This window comes from Anabaena sp. WFMT (assembly GCF_051781005.1).
Classification (GTDB): Bacteria; Cyanobacteriota; Cyanobacteriia; order Cyanobacteriales; family Nostocaceae; genus Anabaena.
Genome location: NZ_JBPWOA010000006.1, coordinates 257351 through 274943, shown reverse-complemented (window position 1 = coordinate 274943; position 17593 = coordinate 257351). Strand labels below are relative to the sequence as shown.

The window sequence follows — 17593 nt, the reverse complement described above, 5'->3', positions numbered from 1 at the left end:
CTTTAACCTAGTGTTGATTTGAATAATTTAACTAGTCCTTTACGGATTTCACTATCCTCCAATCTCAGCATACCTTTTATCTCAATGGCTAATTTAAGTCTGATTTCATCGACTATATTTTTTAAAGCTTTGTTCTCTTTTTTTAGTTGATCATTTACTACAATTAGCTGTTCATTATCAGAGTTTAATATTTGAATTTTAGCCTTTAAATTTTTATTTTCAGATGAGGAATTTTGAATTTCAATTTCGAGTTTTTTTCTTTCTTCTTCTAATTGCTTTTTTTTAGTGTCAAGTGTTATCTTAGATTCTTCTAAGTTTTTAATAGACTCTTCTAAATCCAGATATTCCGCTTGTACAGATACCAGTTTATTTTCTGCCTGAGTACGCCTCCTCCCAAGAGAAGCATTATTTTTACCCAGACTCGAATTCTTTAGAGCTAAGGATTCAACTAATTTGACTGCACTAGGTTCACTATTGAGAAGATTAAGCAATTTTTCACATTCTTCCTTATCTAGTACCTGACTGATATTCTTGTTGATGCCATATTTTTCTTTCAGAGTAGTTTGGATTTGATCCTTCGATGCCATAAATTAGCCTCAACAATTAATCAACGTGATAAGTTCTAGAATAAATCTCGCTTCAGGATATACTTTGTTTCTTTTTTGTCTTGATTAAGTAATAAAAATAAAAATTAAGTATAATATATACAAATTAATTGCACTTGCAAGCACTCTGCAACTGTATTAATACTGATTAATAAATTACTAACTCAGACTTCACACTTAAAAAAACTGGTGTTTTGCTCTCAAGCCATTAGCCAACAGGGTAAATACTGAAAGCTGTTAACTCCACCTATTAGCTTTACGATTGCAATGTATAGCCTAGCTCTGCATGGCTAAAGACTTTACGCATTATTCTGTTGCTCTTGCCAAATTGCTTCTCTCTCTGCTTCCAAACCCTGGAGTAAATCACCCAGTTCTAAACCTGCATCTTCCATCATTGCTGTAATTTTGTCTGCAATTTGTGGAACTTGGGGCTGTTTGGGAGTAAGCAAAACAACATCACCAATTTGCAATAATGTCAATATATCACCTGTAACTAAGCTCAGATGCGCTGTTAAATCTTCTGGAATAGTAATTTTCCCTTCATTTTCTATACGAATAGGAAAAGCCTTGATTTCCATATTTTCTGATATATAAGTCATGGTTCGTAGTTTGTATCGTTTTTTAGAGACATTTCCACCAAACGTCTCTATATCTAAAGTTTAGTACCTATGCCCTGTTCTGACCCTCTCGTAGCTTTTAATAGTCTATCATGTAGCAATTATATCCGATTACCCTTGCTTAGACTTAAATCAACAACAGCTAAACGAAAATTGTTAAAATCTAATTCAGAAAGTGCCTGATATCTTAGATGGATGGTACAAAATATGGTACAAGAGATAAACTTGTAAAATTAAGCACTTTGATATTCTCAAATCATGAAAGCATCTGCCAAGTTCGACTTTGAAGACGAAAAATTTAATGCCCCTCCTTCTCAAGTCCTTCCTTGGGGGTTGATGATCAATCCTCGCTATGGTGCGGATGGTTTACAAAGCTATGGTTTAGCAATTGGACAGGATAATGCCCAAGCTGTTGGTTTTCAACCTGATGAAAATTGGCAACAGGTGGAGCATGAATTTAGTTCGGGAATGGAAACTGTTTTTATTAGCACTACTCCCAGATTAGTAATTGTCCGTCGCGGTCCATTATCTGTTAAAGACCGAGAAACTGGAATGAAATTGGGTACTTTTAAAGATAATTATGATGCTTTTTTAGCTGATAAAGTTAAATTTAAAACTTTTACTCGCCATCTAATTTTTTTAGTAGGTGAAGATAAAAAGTTTTTACATGAAACACCTCTGCAATTAACTCTTAGTGGTTCAGCAGGAGCAAGTTTTGGTAAAAATTATTCTGAATATCAACAAGGTAGACCAATTGGTGGTTTTGTCGCGGAATTAGAAAAGGCTTATGCGTCCTTCCAAAAGAAACCTGTAACTCCAAAAGGTCCTTTATTCCACGCTCATGGAATTTTCTGCCCCATTATTGAATGTGAAGAAAGAGGGATTGAGCCGAATACGGCTTTGGTGGCTTCAACTGTGGATTACAAACATCCCACTGTTTCAACTTTAACTGATTATATGATTGCTTCAGATTCTCCTGAGTCGGCAATTATTTGTAAGGCTTTTGAAGAACACAAGGATTTTGGTAAGGAAGTTATTAAACCAGAAGTTTCTAAGGTGGAAATGGCTGGTGTTAGCAATTCTTATGTTTATGCAGATGACGATGAATTTGGTTATCCACCTTATTAGGGACTCTTAAGACGAAAGGGAGCAGGGAGCAGGGAGCAGGGAGCAGGGGGAATAATATTTATCTTTTTTCTGACTCCTGACTCCTGACTCCTACTTCTTATTATTTAAGTAGTAAATAATACAGTGAACCGTTGCCGCCTGTAATGCCGGCGCGATCGCCTGCTAGTTTACCAGTTCCCATGAAATAATCTACTCTTCCTGGCCCTTTAATCGCACTGCCTGTATCTTGATCTAAGACAAAACGACTAACTCTGCGAGGCTGCAATTTTCCTCCCCCGGCAGGATAAGGAAATGAGTTGTTAATCAGTGCTAGTGCGCCAGGTGGCATGAGAGACTTATCTGTGGCTATGGAACGCTCTGCTGTTACAGGTACACTAATGCTGCCTGTAGCTGCTGCACCGTTAGTTTCTTGAAAGAAAACAAATCTTTCCCAGCGTGGTAAATAATTATTCAACTCTCTGGGATTTTGACGGAAATAACTCAGTAACTTGGGCATAGTTAAACCGCTAAGTGGCAATTTACCATCTTTTGCTAGTTCTCCTCCGATGCTAGTCCAAGGATAATCTGTTCCTCCAGCAAAGCCTACAGAGGTTCTTTTGCCATTTGTTAATTTAATTTGGGCAGAACCTTGGATATGGATCATGTATGCATCCATGCGATCGCGGAACCAAAGCATCTCTAAGCCACGTAATTTGCTTTTATTCCCCAATAAACCATCTTTACCTTCCAAATCAACTCGTTTTGGATGAGGTTTAGCCCATTCTTTAAAGTTTGCTGGTGCTTTATACAAGGGATATTTATATGTTGAAGTTCTCACCCGGCTGGCGGTATACTCCGGCTCATAATAAGCTGTGAATTTAACAGTACCCCTGCCATCGTTGCCTACAGACTGATAAAAAACAAACTCCCGATTTACAGCAGCTTGTAGTTCGGCCGCTGACTTGGAACTAACAACAAGTTGCCGGAAGCGTAACAAACTCCGACGGACACGATCTAGAGTAATCTCTTTAATTGGATAATTTTGATAAATAGCGATCGCTTTACTCGTTCCCAAGTAACGCAAACTATTATCAATAGAAGTTAACAGTGCTTGTCTATCTCCTTGTTGACCCCAAAGTTGCTCATCCCAACCCAAGCAACCTTGGGTGTTACAAGCATTTTCCACATTCACAGGTTGGAGTGCTGGTAAGACTTCTGGAGTAGTCGGTATTGGTATCGGCAGTGTAGTCGGAACTTGAGCAACAACTGACCAAAGTGGATTTACAAGGGCAATTCCCAGACTCAAAGACAGCAAAGCAAAGGTTTTTCTCATCATCTTTCAATACTAGAGCTAAAAATCGGTTCTACCCGAATGCCAACAATCCGGGATGGACGCACCACCATATATTCGCCTTGAATATTCTTAATCGGTACGCTAATAAAATCATTAGAAGCTGACTTTGGCACAAGCTCCCCACTATACCACTTCTGAAACTCTTGAATCGTAGGAAAACGCACTTCTTCCCGATGTCCGCTATCCAAGAGGAGGAAAACGGCATATTCGTTTGGAGTTCTAGGCATAAATTCACATCATTTTAAATACATCCAACCTATTGTTAACCACGTCGGCCCCCTATGAAAAGGGTAAGCACACGGGAAAAGTATCAGATGTACCAAAATCATGAGAGTTCAGAACTTTGACTTCGCATCACGACGCTTACTTCCCCAGAAATAGTTCCCAAAAAGTTGGAGATTGGGCAGAAGAGGCAGGCTTGCCCTGAGCGTAGTCGAAGGGGGGCAGGGAGAACAAAGATCAATACTTTTTCCATATCCCCAGTCTTCAATGCCTAAAATAATTTAAATCGTGCTAACTGGGTTTCAATAGCCCCTGTGAGGATTTTATTTAATTCTGCCCTGTTTTGAAATTGTAAAATTTGCTGCAACGGTAGATCAAAGGGAAATTGCCCTTCTAATTCTGGACGTTGCATTTGTGCTAATAAAATTTGTTCAGCCCGCTTAGTTGCGATCGCATAGCCAATTTCTACGCAGACATTGGGACTAGGCATTAGTTGATGGGTTTCTTTGTTATCAATGCTTGTTATGGCTGTGGTGTCGGCAATAAATATTAAACTCTTACGAATTTTCCGCATCATGGCACGGTTCAGCCGCAGAGGTGCATTGCTAGGACGGGATGATTCTATTAATGTTAAGGGCAAACGCGATCGCAAGTTTAAAGTTTTCAAGCTTTCTTGCAGTTCTTCTCTGAGCAAATCACTCGCTGCGGCATACTCCGTTTGATAGCAGAAAAAAATCGTTGGTTCTAACTGAGCTAACAACGCTTGTTTTGTAAAATATATCTCATGACTAATCAAGTCAATGTTAGCTACACAATAACCACCGCTACCTTCAATATAAAATTCAGTGTTTTCACCTTCCAAATAGCGCCTAAACCAAGTTGAAGCTTTAACTTCATCACTCTCTTCCAGAAAATCCGCACGCAGTCCAGTTTTGAGTAAACTTTTTTTACTCAAGCGAATGTCTGGAGAACGTTTTTCCAATTCTGTAATTGGCTCATAATCTTGTAGATACCACGCTCTGAGCGCAATAATTGACATAAGGCGCTATTTTAAGTGTCTGTTTCTATTCAATTGTAGTACAAACTTACGCCTAACGCTGGGGACTGAGAAGATAGGATTGAAGCTCTCTGGGCTAAGGGACTTCCAAATAAAAAAATATTCAATTAATTCTTGTGGGGTAGGCATACTATGGCTAACGCCACGCTACGCTATCGACAAGCTCAGTACAAGTCTTGCCTGCCCTTAAACCTGGACGGGCTAGAAGCCCATCCCACAAGATTGAATAATTTATTTCCTGGAGTCCCTAAAGCCACTTTTTTCTTGCCTATTCCCTGTTACACACAACAACACCCAACATCTACTTGCTTTGTTGTTCCCTTCTTTTACTTCTTGATTCTATCTAGGGATGTACTATCTTTCATCACTTTGATAAACAAGGAATGAAATTAGCTACATTGCCCCCTGATTTTAATCAGTTGAAGGAATATCAGCGTTCGCGTTGGGTGTTGTGTTGTTTTGACGAGACAGATAGGAATTTAACAGCGGTTTTGACCTCTTTTTACTTTTCAACTCTAGCTGTTTGATCTGCCAGGGAAGCTAGTTCCTTTTGCTTCTATATTTAGAGTAGCACCTGTAGATAGAGGTGCTAATTTTCTTCATTAAACTTTACTTTTTTAGCAAATATATTATTGATTGAATAAGATGAACTACCATTTTCTTCCTTCTTCCTTGTTTCTCCTGACTCCTGACTCCTGACTCCTGAATTTTTACCTAATTAACTATTTTTTTCTCTTGTCAATTTCAGGGGTATTTCAATCCAGAATTCTGTACCTTTGCCTGGTGCTGAGATACACTCCATTAGTCCACCATGTTTTTCGACAACGATTTGGTAACTAATTGCTAATCCTAGTCCTGTACCCTTGCCGACAGGCTTAGTAGTAAAAAATGGGTCAAATATCCGCTTTTTAACTTCTTCACTCATGCCTGGTCCATTATCTGCAATGCTAATTAACAGATAGGAATTTTGTGCTGAAACTCTGGTAGAAATACGAATAGCGGGTAAAGGTCTGATATCGGCGGATTTTGGACTTTCTTCTACTTGATCAGTTAAGACATCAATAGCATTGTTAATAACATTCATAAAGACCTGATTCATTTGTCCGGCATAGCATTCTACCTTTGGTAAGTCACCATAGTCTTTCATGACTTCAATACCAGGAAAATGACTATGTGGTTTGAGCCGATGTTGCAAAATCAGTAAGGTGTTATCAATGCCTTCGTGCAAGTCAACTCGCTTGTTTTCAGCTTCATCGAGACGGGAAAAGTTGCGTAATGATAGGACTATTGAACGGATGCGATCTGAACCTAGTTTCATTGATGACATGATTTTTGGTAGGTCTTGAATCACAAAGTTAAAGTCTATTGTTTCCATAATTTCACGAATCTCACTTGCAGGGTCAGGATAGTGGGATTGGTAGAGTTGTAAAAGCTTGAGTATATCTTCTGTGTAATTACTGGCATGACAAAGGTTGCCATAGATAAAGTTGACAGGGTTGTTGATTTCGTGGGCGATACCTGCAACTAACTGTCCTAAACCGGACATTTTTTCTGTTTGAATTAATTTAGATTGGGTTTCTTGGAGTTGATGCAGTGTATGCTCTAGTTGTGCAGCTTTAGCGATCGCTTCGGCTTCGGCGCTACAGCTTTGTTGGTAGAGTTGGGCTTGCTGAATTGCGATCGCAGCTTGGTCTGCTAACTGTTGCAACAAATCAATTTCTGCATCTTGCCAATTTCTCGGTGATTCACAGTGATGGGCAACGAGTAAACCCCATAGTTGGGTTTCCATTTTGATAGGTACAATTAAATTAGCTTGGATTTGCATACTTTCCAAGAATTCTCGATGGCAAGGACTTAATACATCTGTAGATATATTGTCAATTGCTCTAACTCTGCCCCGTAAGTAGAGACGGGCATACTCTTCAGGAAAGCATTCTGATGGTAGTTTCATGCCCAAAACCGATGGATAATTACCATTGATTTCTTCGACAATTACCTCACCATTACCTTCATCCAGTAATTGATAAATCAGCACTCGGTCAGAATTGAGTAGAGGACGAACTTCTTGGACGATGGTTTGTAGGATTTTATTCAAGTCCAAAGTTCTCCGAATCTGATCTGTAACTTGCTTGAGTGCTTTAGTCAGCAGTAGGGTTTTTTCTATTTCAGATGTTTGTTCCTGTACCCTCACTTCTAGGTTAGTATTCAGCAACTGTAGTTGTTGGTATGTTTGCTGTTGCTGAATTGCCATGGCAAAATTATGAGCCAAAGCTTTTCCTAGTGCTATTTCTTCCGGTTTCCATGCAGGTGCTTGTCCTTTTTTTTCCTCTCGCCAGAGTTCAAAGGAAAGACGTGGTAATTCTTGATGCTTATTAGGATCTAATCTTCCTGCCCAGAGAACTTCACTATCAAATTCTGGGCGAAAAATGCTTAATACACCAATGAAGTTTTCACGGTAGTGGAGGGGAATGATCATTAGTCCCCGAATCCGAGTGGACTTAAAGGCTAGAACTAAAACTCTGAAATTAGGTTGTTTATAAAGGTCAGAAATTGTCCAAATTTGACCGGGTTTGTACTCAGCTATCAAGTTTTGCCAGACAGGATGTTGTTCAATGGCAATATTTTCTAGTTCATAAGTTAGTTGTGGCTGTTCACCATAGGTATATATTTCTTGACTCTGTTGAATATAAAGCCTGCCACCAACACCATTAAAGGATGTAATTGTTGCTTCTAATGCTTCTTGTAGTTGGATTGTTGGCAGTTGATGTAAGAGAGTTGTGACTTGATTAATGATGGCTTCTTGCTTTTGCTTGGTTCTGGCTTCGCTGAGGAGGTTACTTTGAGAAATTGCAATCGCCACTTGATCGGCAACTTGGGTGACTACTTTGAGTTCTTGTTTTAAAATCGTTCGCGTTTGACTGTCGTGGGATACCAGTAATCCCCACAGTTTTGGTTGTGTCGATTGTCCTGTGGGGTCGTATTCTAAAATTGGGACTGCAAAGGAAGATTTTACACCCATGGCCTTTAAATATTGAAGATGACATGGGTCTGCTTGTCGATAGTAAATATTTTCTGTAGGTAATGGTTTGCCGCTTTTTGCTGACTTTAGCGGTGACAATCCAATTGTTCCCGCAGTTACATCTACTATTGAGCGTTGTCTTGTTAATAAGAACATCTCTTTAGCTGATACTGGAATGTCAGTAGCAGGAAAATGAAGTCCTAACAATGATGGTAGGCAATTGTTATGAATAGATTCAGCAATGACTTCACCGCTACCATCAGTATCAAACCGATATATCTTGACTCGATCTGTTCGCAAGAATAAACGCACTTCTGTAACAGTTGAGGTTAAAATTTCTTGGAGATCCAGCGATCGCCGAATCTGCTTAATCATTTTGTGCAATAAATTTTCTTGCTGTAAACCATCTGGCTGATCTTCACTAAAAGTCATTACTAATATTCGCCTTCACAAAAATATTTTTTTTAAATTTTCCCCTGATGTCACGTTATGGTTGAAACCTTTGTAGATTTATCACCTTTTTTTACTAAACTTTATCTTAATGTACATAGTATAACTAACAAATTTCAAATCTAAATTTTTCTATAAAATTCCGTAATATCACTTAAATTAATTCTGGCGCTTAAAGTGGTAATAGGCAAAAAAATCTCATTTTTCCTAAATCTTGTTGTAATAAGCTTATAAATATTTAAACAGCAAGGTTGATGCTATTTCCGTAAACTGCAACCCGATGACAATTGTAAATCTTTTTACTTATGAATTGGTGATTACTGGCAAAGACAATAATTGACGGATTTCTTCACGTACACTCATGAGAATTATCCCTAGATGATTTTGACCAGTTTTATTCGCACCACAGCCCCAAAAATAATCTGTGGGTGAATTTTCGACCAAAATTTCATCACCTGTTACCAAAAGAACTTTCCGAATCTCTGGATGAGTAGTAAACTTTTTCCGTACAGCTGATCGCATCACATCAATTTTGACTATTTCCCAGTCTGAACGAAGTTTACGAGTACTGCAACGCCCCAAGGCAGCTGCTTCTTCAGGGGTAGCAGATGCATGGATTAATGGTATAATAACCTCATCTTTACTGCCAACAAACTTTTGTGCTTGATAATAATGCTCAACTGTTGGCCAGTGAGTACCCTGCACTTCGATAGGGTGGGGAGAGAAGTTAGAAAAACAGCCATATGGCTGCCAAACCTTGTAAAAGTAAATGGTCATATCAAAAGCAACCTTAGCAACCGGGAAGCGTCCCAATAGCGATCATCGCACAACTGCTGCTATTGCTGATCTATCTATCAGAGTATGAAAGGCTGCTGTTAAATGCTAGAAACGGGTAGATCAGCCCACACCTATTTATTACTGGTAAATTTGCGTAGCTTTGAGCATATGATAAGTAATAATTAACTGTGTAAGTGCGAGAGGATAACTTTGCAAAGTTTCGCCTGTTGTTCCCGCAATTTTTCCAAGTTCTGGATTAATTTCGCGATCGCATATATTTTTTAAGTAAGGCATATCCGAACACATAATATGCTCGATCTTCGTCACCTGTTCCAAAGTAGCGTGACCATCAACTTCTAATACATCTACCGGTTTACCCATATCTCTGTCTAGTCCCAGACGCACCGCTGATTGAGAATTACCATTACCAGCATCAAGAATCTGGGTAAAATCGGGATGGGGAATAGATGGACGTAGTACCAACCGCACATTTAAATGACCATTGGTTCCATCTTCATTTTCGTTAGCAGGATAAAAACTCACCACAATATCCGACCATTGACGCTGGGGACGGATAAATGCTTCTGAATCGGGTTCCCGTTTTTCTAGTTCTGCTAATACCTGTTCTGCGGTATAACCGCGCTTTTGCGTATCTCGCTTAACTTTCCAATCAGCACGGAGTGATTCAGGCGGAGCAAGGTAAACTTTTACATCATAAGCATCACGAGCAGCACGGGTAGAATAACCCAATAAGCCCTCAATAATTACGAATTTATTCGGTTTGATATATTGTGGTGCTTCAAATGTCCCAGTTTTGTGGCTGTAAACTGGTTTGAGAATGGGCTGTCCTGTGCGTAGCAACGATAGATGCTGCTGCATAATATCTAAATAGTTGCAGTCAGGATGGATAGCAGTTATTCCAATTTCTGCCCGTTGTTGGCGATCATAACGATGGTAGTCATCTGTACAGATGAGGGTAACATTCTCTGGGCCAAGTACCTGAGCAATTCCTCTAGTCAGTGTCGTTTTACCTGCTGCGCTGTCACCAACAATACCAAGAATAATCGGACGGCTCATTATATCCCCCTCTGCCAACAGCTATATTTCCACAGATTAAGCTTTTATTTTAGAAGGGAAGTTGACAATTAATTCATGCTCAGACTATGGATGAAACATCTCTACACAATTACAACAGACGTTAGAACAACGAACGTTCTCGTTATACTAAAACGGAGTGAGTTTTAAAAGCAGAATTAATCAAGTAGATAAATTATGGGAAAGCAGACAATTGGTTTAGAACAAGATTTGTATAATTATTTACTATCAGTTTCTTTACGAGAACCGGAAGTTTTAACTCAACTGCGTCATGAAACTGCCCAACTGCCAAGGGCTATAATGCAGATTTCGCCGGAACAGGGACAGTTTATGGCGTTGTTGGTGAAAACTTTAGGAGCTAAAAAGACTTTAGATATAGGCGTATTTACTGGTTATAGTTCTTTGGTGGTGGCGTTAGCATTACCAGCAGATGGTAAAATTGTCGCCTGTGATGTGAGTGAAGAATATACAAGCATTGGTCGGCGTTATTGGCAACAAGCAGGAATTGCAGATAAAATTGATTTGCGTATTGCTCCAGCTTTGGAAACTTTAGATCAATTGCTGGCAGCAGGGGAAGGGGAAACCTTTGATTTTGCCTTTATTGATGCTGATAAGGGTAACTATGAAAACTATTATGAGCGATCGCTCCAATTAATTCGACCAGGTGGACTAATTGCTGTTGATAATGTGCTGTGGTCTGGCAAGGTTGCAGATACCGAAGTCCAGGATAATCAAACTAAGAAGATGCGCGCTTTTAATCAAAAGTTACATCAAGATTCGCGGGTTGATCTTAGTTTAGTACCTATCGCTGATGGTTTGACTTTGGTGAGGAAGATTTAAACGCAGAGACAGTTCCTGAGTACCGAGTATTGAGTACCGAGTACTGAGTATTGATTATTGAGTTCAGGGGAAACAATTAAATTTTCTCCTGTTCCCTATTCCCTATTCCCTATTCCCTATTACCGACTAGTAATTTAAACAAGTACCGTAGAGCCTATTTCATTTTGAATTTTCTAATTTGTAGTGTTTCCATTTTTGTTGCTGTCGTCTTCTTTTTTCTGCGGTCATGTTATCAAAACAGTAGGGACAAGAAATACCTTCTTCATACTTGGGTGAGGTTTTATCGTTTTCCGCAATGGGATGACCACAACAGAAGCATAATTCATAAGTTCCTTCTTCTAAGCCTTGACGGACTGCAATTCTGTCATCAAAAACGAAGCATTCTCCTTCCCATAGGCTTTCTTCGTTAGGGATTTCTTCTAAATATTTGAGAATGCCGCCTTTGAGGTGATAGACTTCTGCAAAGCCTCGGGAAAGCAGATAAGATGAGGCCTTTTCGCAGCGAATGCCACCAGTACAAAATAAGGCAACTTTTTTGTGTTTGCTGGGGTCAAGTTGTTTACTTACATATTCTGGAAATTCTCGGAATATTTGCGTTTGTGGATTTTCTGCTCTTTTAAATGTACCGATTTTCACTTCATAATCATTGCGGGTATCAATTACTGTTACTTCTGGGTCAGAAATCAAATCATTCCACTGCTGAGGACTGATGTAAGTTCCAACTTTTTCATTGGGGTCAACTTCTGGTATTCCTAAAGTCACAATTTCTCTTTTTAACCGCACTTTCATTTTTTCAAAAGGTGGGGTGTCGGTGTAAGATTCTTTATGTTCTAAATCTGCTAAACGCGGGTCGGTACGGAGAAACGCCAGAACGGCATCAATTGCCTGACGGGAACCAGCAATAGTACCATTAATACCTTCTTGGGCAAGTAAAATTGTTCCCTTGATGCCTTGTTCCTGACAGCAGGACAGCAGGATTGTTTGCATTTCGGCAACATCAGGTAAACTAACAAATTTATACAGTGCAGCTACAACTAAAATATTTTCTGGTGTCATCGGTTCGAGTCTGCTAATCTGCATTAATTACGTCGGAAAACTAGTGACAGGTTATTTGCTGGCATTTGGTAAGTTTTGTGCAAGGTTAAATTTTGGGTATTAGCGGCTGCAACAACATCCTCTAAATTACGCACTCCCCACTCTGGGTTTTGTGCTTGTAATGACTCATCAAAAGCCTCGTTACTAGGTGCTGTATGTCTGCCGTTTTGTTTGTATGGGCCATACAAATAAAGGATACCACCTGATGGCAGAATCCGCCCAGCACCAGCCATGAGTCCTAAACCGGCTGACCAAGGGGAAATATGAATCATATTGATGTTGACAATCGCAACAATTGGAGAATTTGGTAATTTTTCTTTCTCCACTGGCCAAATTGGTTGACTAGCATCAAGTTCCAAAGGTGGATAAATATTCTCACTTTTGAATTCTTCTGCCCAAGCTGTAATACTGTCGCGTAATATGGGGTTAGGGTCAGAAGGTAGCCATTGACGGGGTTTAAGGCTGGGTGCAAAAAAGACAGCGTGTTCTCCTGTGCCACTGGCGATTTCCAAAATAGTGCCACTTGCAGGTAATACTTGTAAAAGTACCTCTAAGATGGCTTCGCGGTTGCGTTGGGTTGCTGGTGCAAATTGTTTTTGGTCTGGTGATGTGTTCATCTAAATTCCTTAAAGATGTCAAAATCAAGTAAAGTCCTATTTATCGCCACATCTGCGGGAGAACAAATTGCCTAAATCAATTCATTCCACCCAACCACCACTCAAATTCATTCCCCCACGTTTTAACCCCTTGATACTCAAGATTACTTCTTGGGTTCTTCCCTTCATTCTCCAGGTGAGAACTAGACCTTGGCTACCAGCTGGTATTGTGAAGATTGAAGCCAAAAATGCCGAAGTATTAGGCAAATTATACCAAGAATTTCAAGCGGGAAAAGTTCGTTTTATCATCGCATTTCGTCACCCAGAAGTAGAAGATCCTCTCTCTATGTTGTATCTACTAACACGCATAGTTCCCAAGGTAGGGCGTGAAAAAGGGATTTCTCTACAATACCCAGTACACAGTCATTTTATGTACGAACGGGGAATGACGCTATGGGCAGGAAAATGGTTAGGTTGGTTATTTTCTGGGCTTGGTGGTGTACCTGTTCGCAGAGGGAGACGAGTAGACAGAAACTCTATTCAAATGGCGCGGGATTTATTAGCTAATGCTAAATTTCCGATTGCGATCGCACCAGAAGGAGGTACAAATGGTCATAGTGGCATCGTTAGCCCTCTAGAACCAGGTGTAGCACAGTTGGGTTTTTGGTGTGTGGAAGATTTACAAAAAGCTAATCGGGAAGAAAAGGTTTTTATCATCCCCATTGGTATTAAATATAGTTACGTTAATCCACCTTGGCAAAAAATAGATTGGCTGTTATCTAAATTAGAAGTTGATAGCGGTTTACCAATTCCAGAAATTAGTCAAACTGGAAATCAACTAGAAGAATTATTATATCAACGTCTTTGTCGTTTGGCTGCATATCTAATCGCAGAAATGGAAGAATTTTATCGCCGTTTCCATCATCGAGATTTACCAGAAATTATACCTGAACAAACAGTCACTCCTAATGAAGTCTTAATTACTAGATTACACCGTTTAATGGATACAGCTTTACAAATTACAGAAGAATATTTTAGCGTTCAAGCCCAGGGTAACTTTATTGATAGATGTCGTCGTTTAGAAGAAGCGGGTTGGAATTACATTTATCGGGATGATATCGCCGATATTCAAAGTTTACCACCTCTCAAACGTGGTTTAGCTGACTGGGTAGCAGAAGAAGCAGATTTGAGAATGCAACACATGAGAATTGCAGAGAGTTTTGTAGCTGTGACTGCTAATTATATTCAAGAAAAACCGACTGCGGAAAGGTTTGCAGAAACGGCATTATTAATGTTTGATATGTTGTCGCGTATTCAAGAATCTACTTTACCAGGAAGACCGCGTTTAGGTTTAAAACAGGCAATGATTATTGTTGGTGAACCAATTTCTGTAAGTGAACGGTGGGAGAGTTGTCAGGGTAATAAACAAGCCTTGCGAAAGGGTGTTAGTGATTTAACAAAAGATTTACAAATGGAGTTAGAGGAATTAATCAAGGATTGAAAAGTATATCATAGCCCCCTCCTCGCAAGCGAGGAGGGGGTTGGGGGTGGGGTTCTTACATCTCACTCAACCTGCCAAAAAATCGCTCATTCCCTGAATTCAAATTAGCACTCTCAGCCAGCAAGTGCTAATTTATGAATAAATTTTAAAACCTGTAATTGAGGTTGTAATTCTACATTTTTATAGTTATAGTTGAATGTAGTAGAGCAATATTACCGAAGTAATATCTTCCTTAAACTCAGATTTCTGTGCCATTAAACAACACGTTTGGAGGGCTGGAATGACATATTCTTTTGATCTTGTAGGGGTATCTCCAGTTTTGTATTTTTTCAATCATCAACAGCAGAGTTGGGAAAAAACCCAACCGGAAGGTGTTGAATATTTGGGAACCCAGACTTGTACGCTAGATGCGTTTTTAAAATCTGTGGAATCGGTTCCACCAATTGGGAGTTGGAATTTAGATCAAGTACTAGACACGGTAATTCAGTTTTGGGTGAACAATGCAGAAAGTATTCAATATTGGCAAGCAAGGTTAAAAGATGCGGGAAGAGATAATTTACTAGTAGCTAGAGTTGCAGATATCAAAGCTTTACAAGCTGAATTTGAATCTCTGCTAGGTAGAAATTGGTGAACTTATTCCATTTTGGATTTTAGATTTTAGCTTGGGAATTTCTCTGTGTGTCTGAGTTCTGTTGCCATCATTTTTTAAATTGGTGAACTTAGTCATTTTCCAAAGCTTTGAGAACCTTTAAATATAAGTCTTCTACTTTTTTGGCTTGCGTTTCACCACTGGCAGCATAATGAGATAATCCAGGAGAGCCATTTACTTCGAGCAGTGTGTAATCTACTATTGGCTGTGTGATGTCGTTAGTAATTATATCCACACCTGCTAATCTTAGTCCCATATCTTTTGTAATATTGATTGATAATTTTTGAAAGTCAGCATGGATAGTTTCAGTATAATCTACTGATTCACCTCCACTCGATAAATTAGCATTATCTAAGAGATATACAATAGTATGTTGAGGAATAATACTTTCAAAACTTAAATTCTGTTTTTGTAATTTTTGATGAATTCGGAAATCATTAAAATCAATAATTTTCTTTCTCCCATGCTGGATAAATTTTTCTTGCTTGTGGTGCATAAGTTCGAGAATATTAGATTTACCATCCCCGGAGATAAATAAAGGAATTCTTTGATAAGCTGCCATAATTTCATTATCTAATACCACAACTCTGTAGTCATTACCGCTATAAAATCTTTCTACAATTAATCCTGAGTTATTTGCTAGAATTTTCTCTGCTACTTCGTAGTATTCTGCTTGATTATCAACTTTAGTTACTAATATTCCTTGACTGAGATTCAGCGGCTTGACAATTAATGGAAATCCTAGTTTTTGAGCATAATTAAAGCCATCATCAATATTTCTAGGGTTAGATAATTTATTACATATTTGAGCATTAAAAAATGTTTGTCCCTCTGGAACTCGATATCCAAATTGCCTGAGAAAAAAGTTAGAATATGCTTTATCTTTGGCTAGATGTGCTGAACCAAAGCCGTTAATATTTAATTTGTTAGAACTAAAACATGATCTTTTTCCATTTTTAAATGTAATATGTCCAACTAATTCATATTCTGGTTCTACTAAGATTACTGCTTCTATTTGAGATGCTACTTTTTGCAGTATTGATGTTAGTAATGCCATTTTCGTTTACCAAATTTATGGGTACGTAGTTATTTTACCCAATTCAGTCTAATTTGCATAAGTCTTGATAGATAAAATACAAAATTATGGTAGCTTATACTGAATAAACTAGGAAGGTATATTTTTTTTAGTTCTAAAAGTTACAAGTTTAAATTGATGTAAGCCCCTGGCACATTACTGATTTTTTTCTAATCTGCTCTACAAATAATACAAATACTTAGATTTTTTCAAATTTAAATTCAGATTGCTAGAGTCTGTAATCTTTGTTAGTAGAGTTAACTTAGTTTGTGTATCCTGACAACTATATAAACTGCATTTATCTCAGTTTTGTTGCTTAATATGAGTCATGTTGTTGCACTAAGTATTGACAATTAAAGAATTATGTAATAACAAGGTGGCATCATCAATTAAAGGCGCTAGTATTATCCCCCCTAAGAGACACACTAACGCCATTCACTAAATTTCATACGGATAATATAATCATGCCACAAAACACAGATAACAAAGATACCAAATCAGAAAATCAGGCAATTACTTACAAAAATCGGCTGAATGGTTGGGCTATAGCTCGTATGGTGGCAGATCAGCAACGGGTGATTGTGGCTAGATTCCGTAGTCGTTCAGATGCAGATGGTTATATTCGGCACTTACGTGAATTAACACCTACTGCTTCTTTCGAGATTGTTTTTGATTCTCAACGTGACGAAGTTGTAATTTAGACTTTCAGTTATAGATACAGTTGACGAATTCAAAAATAGTTGATATTTAAACCCTAAAGTCGCTTGAGAGCAAGCAAAATAGGGATTTTAGACTTTTTTAGATATCGCCAACTGTGTCCCCAAAGTAGTAATTTTACGGTGTTAGTAAACGAGAAGCTACTTTTTCTAATACTTTGAGTCCCTGTAAGGAACCGCTAATCAGTCGAGTAGCAGCTAAGGGTTGACGGATGAATGCCCAGGTTAGGGGTAAAGGTTGGAGGGAACCATCGGCTGCGATCGCTGATGTGAGATTAGGTATATCATGGAGACAATCGTCGCTGACGACTCGCAGCATTGCTACTGATACCCCAAGGGGCTGGAAAAATTCTAGTGCGGCTAATCCTTCCATATCGACAACATCAGCACCAAATTTTTGATGTAAGTTGCGTTTTTCTTCAGCCAAGCAAATCATGCGATCGCTTGTTAGTCCCTTCACAAAATATACTTTACCCTCAATTTGGCGATGTATCTCTCTGGTGTAGGTAAAATCGCACTTTTGTATATTTTCTTGATCAACACAATCTCGATAGAAAACAACATCACCAACGCTGTGACGCTGATTTAAACTCCCACATAAACCCATCAGTAGCACTCGCTGATTTAAATGTTGGCAATTTAAAGCTAAAAATTGGCGTAGTGGTTGCACACCCATCGGAATTGCTATCACCTGGGGTTGAGAATCCCTAACGCGACTTAAACCGCGACAAACAGCTTGGTATTCTGCTCCTTGGGGTACTAAAATTGTGTGAATCAGGTGCATATTTTCAATTATCGGGAACAAGGTAAATCTATAT

At 38.8% G+C, this 17593-nt stretch carries 17 protein-coding genes; 5 read left to right on the top strand and 12 right to left on the bottom strand.

What is annotated here, in order from left to right:
- Nucleotides 1-2: 2 nt before the first annotated feature.
- Complete coding sequence (locus ACSQ6I_RS05925; RefSeq protein WP_438889445.1) at nucleotides 3-587, bottom strand: hypothetical protein; 585 nt, start codon at nucleotides 585-587, stop codon at nucleotides 3-5.
- A 317-nt stretch (nucleotides 588-904) separates the two neighbouring features.
- Nucleotides 905-1204 carry a hypothetical protein gene (locus ACSQ6I_RS05920; protein ID WP_438889444.1) on the bottom strand — a complete coding sequence of 100 codons (300 nt, stop codon included), beginning with the start codon at nucleotides 1202-1204 and terminating at the stop codon, nucleotides 905-907.
- 276 nt (nucleotides 1205-1480) lie between these two features.
- On the opposite strand from ACSQ6I_RS05920, the gene ACSQ6I_RS05915 reads away from it, so the two are divergent.
- Nucleotides 1481-2350 (top strand): DUF5895 domain-containing protein, encoded by an 870-nt coding sequence (locus tag ACSQ6I_RS05915; protein ID WP_438889443.1) that lies wholly within the window; start codon nucleotides 1481-1483, stop codon nucleotides 2348-2350.
- A 100-nt stretch (nucleotides 2351-2450) separates the two neighbouring features.
- Here the strand turns inward: ACSQ6I_RS05915 and mltA are convergent, their stop codons facing one another.
- The 6 genes from mltA to ACSQ6I_RS05885 form a co-directional block, all read right to left on the bottom strand.
- Nucleotides 2451-3662, bottom strand: coding sequence for a murein transglycosylase A (mltA, locus tag ACSQ6I_RS05910; protein ID WP_438889660.1), 1212 nt, complete (start codon nucleotides 3660-3662; stop codon nucleotides 2451-2453).
- The gene (locus tag ACSQ6I_RS05905; RefSeq protein ID WP_015214059.1) at nucleotides 3662-3910 is read right to left on the bottom strand and encodes a hypothetical protein; all 249 of its coding nucleotides are present in this window, start codon (nucleotides 3908-3910) and stop codon (nucleotides 3662-3664) included. The genes mltA and ACSQ6I_RS05905 overlap by 1 nt, the downstream gene beginning before the upstream one ends.
- A gap of 266 nt (nucleotides 3911-4176) precedes the next feature.
- Nucleotides 4177-4944 carry a hypothetical protein gene (locus ACSQ6I_RS05900; RefSeq protein WP_438889442.1) on the bottom strand — a complete coding sequence of 256 codons (768 nt, stop codon included), beginning with the start codon at nucleotides 4942-4944 and terminating at the stop codon, nucleotides 4177-4179.
- Between the two features lie 736 nt (nucleotides 4945-5680).
- The gene (locus ACSQ6I_RS05895) at nucleotides 5681-8413 is read right to left on the bottom strand and encodes a GAF domain-containing sensor histidine kinase (RefSeq protein ID WP_438889441.1); all 2733 of its coding nucleotides are present in this window, start codon (nucleotides 8411-8413) and stop codon (nucleotides 5681-5683) included.
- Between the two features lie 321 nt (nucleotides 8414-8734).
- A complete protein-coding gene (locus tag ACSQ6I_RS05890) occupies nucleotides 8735-9208 on the bottom strand; it encodes an NADAR family protein (protein ID WP_438889440.1) in 474 nt (157 codons plus the stop codon).
- Between the two features lie 138 nt (nucleotides 9209-9346).
- Complete coding sequence (locus ACSQ6I_RS05885) at nucleotides 9347-10285, bottom strand: phosphoribulokinase (protein WP_438889438.1); 939 nt, start codon at nucleotides 10283-10285, stop codon at nucleotides 9347-9349.
- A 195-nt stretch (nucleotides 10286-10480) separates the two neighbouring features.
- Here ACSQ6I_RS05885 and ACSQ6I_RS05880 point away from each other — a divergent pair, with 195 nt between their 5' ends.
- On the top strand, nucleotides 10481-11143 hold the full coding sequence (locus ACSQ6I_RS05880) for a class I SAM-dependent methyltransferase (RefSeq protein ID WP_438889437.1): 663 nt from the start codon (nucleotides 10481-10483) through the stop codon (nucleotides 11141-11143).
- A gap of 159 nt (nucleotides 11144-11302) precedes the next feature.
- Here the strand turns inward: ACSQ6I_RS05880 and trhO are convergent, their stop codons facing one another.
- Nucleotides 11303-12199, bottom strand: coding sequence for an oxygen-dependent tRNA uridine(34) hydroxylase TrhO (trhO, locus tag ACSQ6I_RS05875; protein WP_438889659.1), 897 nt, complete (start codon nucleotides 12197-12199; stop codon nucleotides 11303-11305).
- Between the two features lie 23 nt (nucleotides 12200-12222).
- On the bottom strand, nucleotides 12223-12855 hold the full coding sequence (locus ACSQ6I_RS05870) for a DUF938 domain-containing protein (RefSeq protein WP_438889436.1): 633 nt from the start codon (nucleotides 12853-12855) through the stop codon (nucleotides 12223-12225).
- A gap of 67 nt (nucleotides 12856-12922) precedes the next feature.
- Here ACSQ6I_RS05870 and ACSQ6I_RS05865 point away from each other — a divergent pair, with 67 nt between their 5' ends.
- Both ACSQ6I_RS05865 and ACSQ6I_RS05860 read left to right on the top strand, forming a co-directional pair.
- Nucleotides 12923-14335, top strand: a complete 1413-nt coding sequence (locus ACSQ6I_RS05865) for a lysophospholipid acyltransferase family protein (RefSeq protein WP_438889434.1) — start codon at nucleotides 12923-12925, stop codon at nucleotides 14333-14335.
- 280 nt (nucleotides 14336-14615) lie between these two features.
- On the top strand, nucleotides 14616-14966 hold the full coding sequence (locus tag ACSQ6I_RS05860) for a hypothetical protein (protein WP_438889433.1): 351 nt from the start codon (nucleotides 14616-14618) through the stop codon (nucleotides 14964-14966).
- A gap of 88 nt (nucleotides 14967-15054) precedes the next feature.
- On the opposite strand, the gene ACSQ6I_RS05855 is transcribed toward ACSQ6I_RS05860, so the two are convergent.
- The gene (locus ACSQ6I_RS05855; RefSeq protein WP_438889432.1) at nucleotides 15055-16041 is read right to left on the bottom strand and encodes a cyanophycin synthetase; all 987 of its coding nucleotides are present in this window, start codon (nucleotides 16039-16041) and stop codon (nucleotides 15055-15057) included.
- 482 nt (nucleotides 16042-16523) lie between these two features.
- Here ACSQ6I_RS05855 and ACSQ6I_RS05850 point away from each other — a divergent pair, with 482 nt between their 5' ends.
- On the top strand, nucleotides 16524-16760 hold the full coding sequence (locus ACSQ6I_RS05850) for a hypothetical protein (RefSeq protein ID WP_438889431.1): 237 nt from the start codon (nucleotides 16524-16526) through the stop codon (nucleotides 16758-16760).
- A gap of 133 nt (nucleotides 16761-16893) precedes the next feature.
- Here the strand turns inward: ACSQ6I_RS05850 and ACSQ6I_RS05845 are convergent, their stop codons facing one another.
- Nucleotides 16894-17559 (bottom strand): 5'-methylthioadenosine/S-adenosylhomocysteine nucleosidase family protein, encoded by a 666-nt coding sequence (locus ACSQ6I_RS05845; protein ID WP_438889430.1) that lies wholly within the window; start codon nucleotides 17557-17559, stop codon nucleotides 16894-16896.
- Between the last annotated feature and the right edge of the window lie 34 nt (nucleotides 17560-17593).